The organism is Rhodoferax sp. (genome assembly GCF_028689305.1).
Lineage (GTDB): Bacteria > Pseudomonadota > Gammaproteobacteria > Burkholderiales > Burkholderiaceae_C > Rhodoferax.
On sequence record NZ_JAQTWM010000114.1, the window covers coordinates 3,323 to 9,350 of the forward strand.

Consider the following 6,028-nt stretch of genomic DNA (forward strand, 5'->3'; position numbering starts at 1 on the left):
TGGACGCCATTGAGCGGCGTGAAGACTCGCGCGCCGAGAGTCGGATGTGCGAACATTCCTGCATCACCCTACGCCACTGAGTACCCCAGCATTCAGATTGGCCAGGGTCTGGTTATCTCAAAGTGTTATAACAAAGAGTCTGAAATCGCTATTGCGCTCAATTTCGTTTCGCTGCACATTAGTCAAAAAAACTTACCCTCTCACCACTCTGGAGACAAAGCATGAACAAACGGCACTTTATCCACGCGCTGGCCCTTGCCGCTGCAACGCTGGCAGCAGGTAATGCAATCGCACAAAGCAACACCTTCAAAATCGGCCTGATTCTGCCGATGACCGGGCAACAAGCCAGCACCGGGCGCCAGATTGAAGCCGCCGCCAAGCTGTACATGGCGCAAAACGGCGACATGGTGGCAGGCAAGAAGGTGGAGCTGATCGTCAAGGACGACACCAGCATCCCCGACGTGACCAAACGTCTGGCGCAAGACCTGGTAGTGAATGACAAGGTGAACGTGCTGGCTGGTTTTGGCATCACGCCCTCGGCCATGGCCACCGCGCCGATTGCCACCCAGTCCAAAACCCCCCTGGTGGTGATGGCCGCCGCCACCAGCAGCATCACCCAAGCCTCGCCCTATGTGGTGCGCACCAGCTTCACGCTGGCGCAGGCCTCCGTGGCCATGGGTGACTGGGCTCCGAAAAACGGCATCAAAAAAGTGGTGACCCTGGTCAGTGATTACGGCCCTGGCATTGACGCTGAAAAATATTTCAAGGAACGCCTGACCTTCAACGGCGGCCAGGTCGTCGAAGCCTTGCGCGTGCCCATGCGCAACCCTGACTTCGCCCCGTTCCTGCAAAAAGTGCGTGACCTGAAACCCGACGCGTTATTTGTGTTTGTCCCCTCGGGCGCAGGAGCGGCGGTGATGAAGCAGTTTCTGGAGCGCGGCATGGACAAGGCCGGCATCAAGCTGATTGGCACCGGTGACGTGACCGATGACGATCAACTCAACGGCATGGGCGACGGTGCTTTGGGCGTGGTGACTTCGCACCACTACTCCACCTACCACCCGTCCGCCGTGAACAAGAAGTTTGTTGACGCCTTTGCCAAAGCCAACCCCGGCCTGCGCCCCAACTTCATGGCCGTGGGTGGTTATGACGGCATGCATGTGATTTACCAAGCCCTCAAAGCCACCAAAGGGCAGGGCGGTGGTGAGGCCTTGCTGGCCGCCATGAAAGGCCAGATTTTCGAGAGCCCGCGCGGCCCGATGTTCATCGACGCGCAAACCCGCGACGTGGTGCACAACATCTACCTGCGCAAGGTCGAGAGGAAAGATGGCCAGCTCTACAACGTGGAATTTGACGTGATCAAAGACGTGAAAGACCCCGGCAAAACGAAGTAAGCAACACACAAGCCCGGCTGCTGTGTCGCGAGTCCCCCTTGGGGGGGGTGATTGTTGCAGTTGGTGGCGGCGACTGGGCAATGCGCATGCGGTTTCGGGGTGAAATCACGCGGGAGCCGTTGCGGGTGCTCGCGAGTTTGACTCCGCGCCTTTCACCCCGAAGCCCGGTCGCGTTACCCAATCACCACCACCAACCGATACGTTTTTGAACTCTGATCGACGTGTTTTATTCAACGCTGTTTTAACCCACGCAACCCTCCATGCTGACTATCCTCTTTGACGGCGTCGCCTACGGCATGCTGCTCTTCATTCTGGCGGTGGGCCTGGCCGTGACCATGGGGCTGATGAACTTCATCAACCTGGCGCACGGCGCTTTTGCCATGGTGGGCGGCTACATCACCGTGCTGCTGATGCAGAAGTTTGACGTGCCGTTTCTGCTGTGTCTGCCGCTGGCCTTTGCCGGCTCGGCCTTGCTGGGCGCGCTGCTGGAGCGCACGCTGTACCGCCCGCTGTACCACAAGCCACACCTGGACCAGGTGCTGTTTTCGATTGGCCTGACCTTCATGGCGGTGGCCAGCGTCGACTACTTCATTGGCTCGGGCCAGCAAATCGTCCAACTGCCCGAATGGCTCAAAGGCCGTACCGAACTGGGTGATGGCGCCTGGATGCTGGGCATGGGACATTACCGGCTGTTCATCATCGTGGTGTGTGCCGCACTCACCGTGGCGCTGCAATACGTGTTGACCAAAACCCGCTTTGGCAGCCGTCTGCGCGCATCGGTGGATGACCAGCGTGTGGCGGCTGGTTTGGGCATCAATGTCAACGTGGTGTTTTTGACCACCTTTGCCGTCGGCTCCGGCCTGGCCGGGCTGGGCGGCGCACTGGGGGCTGAAGTGCTGGGGCTGGACCCGAGCTTTCCGCTGAAATTCATGATTTACTTTTTGATTGTGGTCGCTGTCGGCGGCACCTCCAGCATCACCGGTCCGCTCTTAGCCGCGCTGTTGCTGGGCATTGCTGACGTGGCGGGCAAGTACTACATCCCCAAACTGGGCGGTTTCATTGTGTACAGCCTGATGATTGCCATTCTGATCTGGCGGCCCCAAGGCCTGTTTGTGCGCAAGGGAGGCAAGTGATGACCAATTCTCAGAACCTGCTGCTCAAAAACGGCCGCTGGAAGCGCTGGGAAATCCCGCTGTGGCTGCTGGCCCTGGCCTCACCGCTGCTGCTGGGTGGCCATGCGCTGATCATCAATGAGATCGCCATCGTGGCGCTGTTTGCGCTCTCCTTGGACTTGATTCTGGGCTTCACCGGCATCGTGTCGCTGGGCCATGCCGCCTTCTTTGGCATGGGGGCCTATTCAGCCGCGCTGTTTGCCAAGCTGGTCATGCCAGACCCGCTGGTTGGCCTGCTGGTGGGCATGGCCTGCGCCACCGTGTTGGGTGCGCTGTGCAGCGCCACCATTTTGCGCGGTACCGATTTGACCCGGCTGATGGTCACGCTGGGTGTTGGCCTGATTCTGGGCGAGCTGGCCAACAAGATGGACTGGCTCACCGGCGGGGCCGATGGCCTGCAGGGGGTGATGATGGGGCCGCTGCTGGGGCGGTTCGAGTTTGACCTGAGCGGGCGCACCGCGGCCTGGTATTCCCTGACGGTGTTGTTGCTGGTGTTTGTCATCACGCGCCGGTTGGTGAATTCGCCGTTTGGCGCCACGCTCAAAGCCATCCGTGACAACCGCCTGCGCGCCATGGCGATTGGTATTGCCGTCAACAGCCGCATGGCGCTGGTCTACACCGTGGCTGCTGGCCTGGCTGGCGTCGCCGGGGCCTTGCTGGCGCAGACCACCGGCTTTGCCTCGCTTGATGTGCTGGAGTTTCACCGCTCGGCGGACGTGATGACCATCCTAGTGATCGGCGGGGTCGGCTGGCTCTATGGCGGCATCACCGGCGCGATTGTGTTCAAGCTGATGCAGGACATCATCTCCAGCATCACGCCGCAGTACTGGACGTTCTGGATCGGCCTGTTCCTGGTGGTGCTGGTCATGGTCGGGCGTGAGCGTCTGATCAGGCCCTGGACCTGGTTCGGCAAAGGCAAGACCGGGGGTGCATCATGAGCAGCACCGTGTTGTCGGCCCAAGGCCTGGTGATGAAGTTTGGCGGCATCACCGCCACCAACAACGTCACGCTGGATTTGAAACAAGGCGCGCGTCACGCGCTGATTGGCCCCAATGGCGCGGGCAAAACCACGCTGATCAACCTGCTGACCGGCGTGTTGCAGCCCACCTCGGGCAAGATCACGCTGGAGGGGCAAGACATCACCCAACTGAGCCCCAACCAGCGGGTGCGTCGCGGCATGGTGCGCACGTTCCAGATCAACCAATTGTTCGACAGCCTCACGCCGCTGGAAACCCTGGCCATGACGGTGTCGCAACAGCAGGGCCTGGGCAACCGATGGTGGCAGGCGCTGGGGGCACAAAGCAGGGTCACCGAGCGTTGTGAACAGCTGCTGGAGCAATTCCATTTAACGACCGTGATGGCGCAGCCCACCCGCGTGCTGGCCTACGGCAAGCGCCGGCTGCTGGAGATCGCCATCGCCCTGGCTTGTGAGCCGCGTGTGCTGTTGCTGGATGAACCGGTAGCCGGTGTGCCCGCCGGTGAGCGTGAAGAGCTGCTGCAAACCGTGGCCGCCCTGCCCGCGGATGTGTCCGTGCTGCTGATCGAACACGACATGGACCTGGTGTTCAGCTTTGCCAAACGCATGACGGTGCTGGTCAACGGCACGGTGCTGACCGAGGGTGACCCGGACCAGATTGCCCATGACCCGCAGGTCAAGGCCGTCTACCTGGGGCATGGTGATGAAATCAACGAAGGCATGGACACCATGAACGCTGGTGCACAGGGGGCAGGCCATGCGTGAGCTGCTCAAAGTCGAGAATGTCAGCGCCGGCTACGGCGAGGCTGTGGTCTTGCACGACGTGTCGCTGTCCATCGCCGAGGGCCAGACCCTGGCCTTGCTCGGGCGCAACGGCACCGGCAAAACCACGCTGATCAACACCCTGGCCGGAGCCACGCGCCAGCACGGCGGCAGCATCAGCCTGGGTGCTGGCACCACAGCCGTCACGCTGCACAAGCTGCCGTCGCACGAGCGCGCCGCCGCCGGCATTGGCTGGGTGCCGCAAGAGCGCAACATCTTCAAATCACTCACGGTGCATGAAAACCTGACGGCGGTGGCGCGCCCGGCCCGCGCTGGGCGCAGCTCACGCCCCTGGACCCCCGAGCGCGTCTACGAGCTGTTCCCCCGGCTGGCCGAGCGCAAGAGCAACCTGGGCACACAACTCTCGGGTGGCGAGCAGCAAATGCTGGCGCTGGGCCGCGCCCTGGTGCTCAACCCCACGCTGCTGCTACTGGATGAACCTTGCGAGGGCCTGGCACCGATCATCGTGCAAGAGCTGCTGCGTGCCATCCGGCGCATCACCCGTGACGAAGGCTTGTCGGCCATCATCGTCGAACAGCACCCGCAGGCGATTCTGGCCATCTCGGACACCGCCGCCGTGCTCGACCACGGCACGGTGGTGCACACCAGCACCGCCCGCAGCCTGCAGGAGCAACCGGCCTTGCTGGACAAGCTGCTGGGGGTGGCTCGCTGATGATGCTATATAAATGATAGCGCACAAGACATGTTTTATCTGGGCTAGAGGCCAAAAACATACTTGATACCTGATTTTTAACACCTCTTCCAGGACCACACCATGGAACCCTCCAGCATTCACATCATTCGCGACGAACACGCCGCCCTGGCGGCCATGCTGCGCTCGCTGGGCATGATGGTGGAACGCGGCCCCGGCGCCCACCCGCAAAACTACTTTGACGTGTTGCGCGCCATGCTGTTCTACATCGACGAATTTCCCGAGCGCCTGCATCACCCCAAAGAGACCGAGCTGCTGTTCCCGAAAGTGGCCGAACGCGCCCCCGAGACGGCGGGGCTGATTGCCCAGCTGGACCGGGAACACGCCCTGGGGGAGTCCAATGTGCGTCAACTGCAGCACCAGTTGCTGGCCTGGGAGTTATTGGGCGACAGCCGCCGCGAGGTGTTTGTGGTGGCCGCCAAACGTTACCTGGGCTTCTACCTGGAGCACATGCGGCAGGAAGAAAACGTGATTCTGCCCGCGGCGTTGAAAGTGCTCCAGCCCGAGGACTGGAAAGAAATCGATGCCGCCTTCGAGACCAACTGCGACCCGCTCACCGGCCAATACCCGCCTGACCCGGCTTACGAACAGTTGTTCACCCGCATCGTGAACCACGCCCCGGCGCCGATCGGGCTGGGCGAGGACTGACAAGACCTGCGCCCGTAAGGGGGGCGTTGCCTCCCCCCGGGGCGCGTTTCGGGGGTCAGCTGACTTTTTCCAGCGCCAGCAGGCCCGTGGCGGTGTTGGAAATCGGGATGTGGTAGTTGCTGTGCACCTTGCGCACCCCCGGCTGATCACCCACTGTCAAAGCGGCACGCATGGCCAGCCAGGCCAGCAGCTCGATGCCTTGCGTGCCGGTTTTCTCGACCAGCTCATGGATGCTGAACTGGGTCGCCCATTCGGGGTTGCTCAGCAGGCTTTCCATGAACTTCAGGTCAAAGTCCTTGTTGAT

Annotated in this window: 7 protein-coding genes and 1 pseudogene; 7 read left to right on the forward strand and 1 reads right to left on the reverse strand. The window is 61.6% G+C overall.

What is annotated here, in order from left to right; translation table 11 throughout:
• The 7 genes from PHW99_RS16725 to PHW99_RS16755 all read left to right on the forward strand — a co-directional run.
• On the forward strand, positions 1-225 hold a 225-nt coding region (locus PHW99_RS16725; protein ID WP_300180245.1), incomplete at its 5' end, for a hypothetical protein.
• Entirely contained in the window at positions 222-1,394 is a 1,173-nt protein-coding gene (locus tag PHW99_RS16730) for an ABC transporter substrate-binding protein (protein WP_300180248.1), read from the forward strand. The genes PHW99_RS16725 and PHW99_RS16730, both read left to right, overlap by 4 nt.
• A gap of 260 nt (positions 1,395-1,654) precedes the next feature.
• Positions 1,655-2,527, forward strand: coding sequence for a branched-chain amino acid ABC transporter permease (locus PHW99_RS16735; RefSeq protein ID WP_300180251.1), 873 nt, complete (start codon positions 1,655-1,657; stop codon positions 2,525-2,527).
• Positions 2,527-3,504 carry a branched-chain amino acid ABC transporter permease gene (locus PHW99_RS16740; protein WP_300180254.1) on the forward strand — a complete coding sequence of 326 codons (978 nt, stop codon included), beginning with the start codon at positions 2,527-2,529 and terminating at the stop codon, positions 3,502-3,504. The genes PHW99_RS16735 and PHW99_RS16740 overlap by 1 nt, the downstream gene beginning before the upstream one ends.
• Complete coding sequence (locus PHW99_RS16745) at positions 3,501-4,307, forward strand: ABC transporter ATP-binding protein (protein WP_300180257.1); 807 nt, start codon at positions 3,501-3,503, stop codon at positions 4,305-4,307. Before PHW99_RS16740 ends, PHW99_RS16745 begins: the two co-directional genes overlap by 4 nt.
• Positions 4,300-5,037 carry an ABC transporter ATP-binding protein gene (locus tag PHW99_RS16750; RefSeq protein ID WP_300180260.1) on the forward strand — a complete coding sequence of 246 codons (738 nt, stop codon included), beginning with the start codon at positions 4,300-4,302 and terminating at the stop codon, positions 5,035-5,037. The genes PHW99_RS16745 and PHW99_RS16750 overlap by 8 nt, the downstream gene beginning before the upstream one ends.
• Positions 5,038-5,139: 102 nt before the next feature.
• A complete protein-coding gene (locus PHW99_RS16755; protein ID WP_300180263.1) occupies positions 5,140-5,724 on the forward strand; it encodes a hemerythrin domain-containing protein in 585 nt (194 codons plus the stop codon).
• A 55-nt stretch (positions 5,725-5,779) separates the two neighbouring features.
• Here PHW99_RS16755 and PHW99_RS16760 read toward each other — a convergent pair.
• A pseudogene (locus PHW99_RS16760) lies at positions 5,780-6,028 on the reverse strand (protocatechuate 3,4-dioxygenase); the annotation flags it as partial.

Excerpts from the sequence above, each read along its gene's own strand:
- PHW99_RS16755 (WP_300180263.1), top strand. The coding sequence starts at position 5,140 with ATGGAACCCTCCAGCATTCACATCATTCGCGACGAACACGCCGCCCTG.
- PHW99_RS16740 (WP_300180254.1), top strand. The coding sequence starts at position 2,527 with ATGACCAATTCTCAGAACCTGCTGCTCAAAAACGGCCGCTGGAAGCGC.
- PHW99_RS16745 (WP_300180257.1), top strand. The coding sequence starts at position 3,501 with ATGAGCAGCACCGTGTTGTCGGCCCAAGGCCTGGTGATGAAGTTTGGC.
- PHW99_RS16730 (WP_300180248.1), top strand. The coding sequence starts at position 222 with ATGAACAAACGGCACTTTATCCACGCGCTGGCCCTTGCCGCTGCAACG.
- PHW99_RS16735 (WP_300180251.1), top strand. The coding sequence starts at position 1,655 with ATGCTGACTATCCTCTTTGACGGCGTCGCCTACGGCATGCTGCTCTTC.
- PHW99_RS16750 (WP_300180260.1), top strand. The coding sequence starts at position 4,300 with ATGCGTGAGCTGCTCAAAGTCGAGAATGTCAGCGCCGGCTACGGCGAG.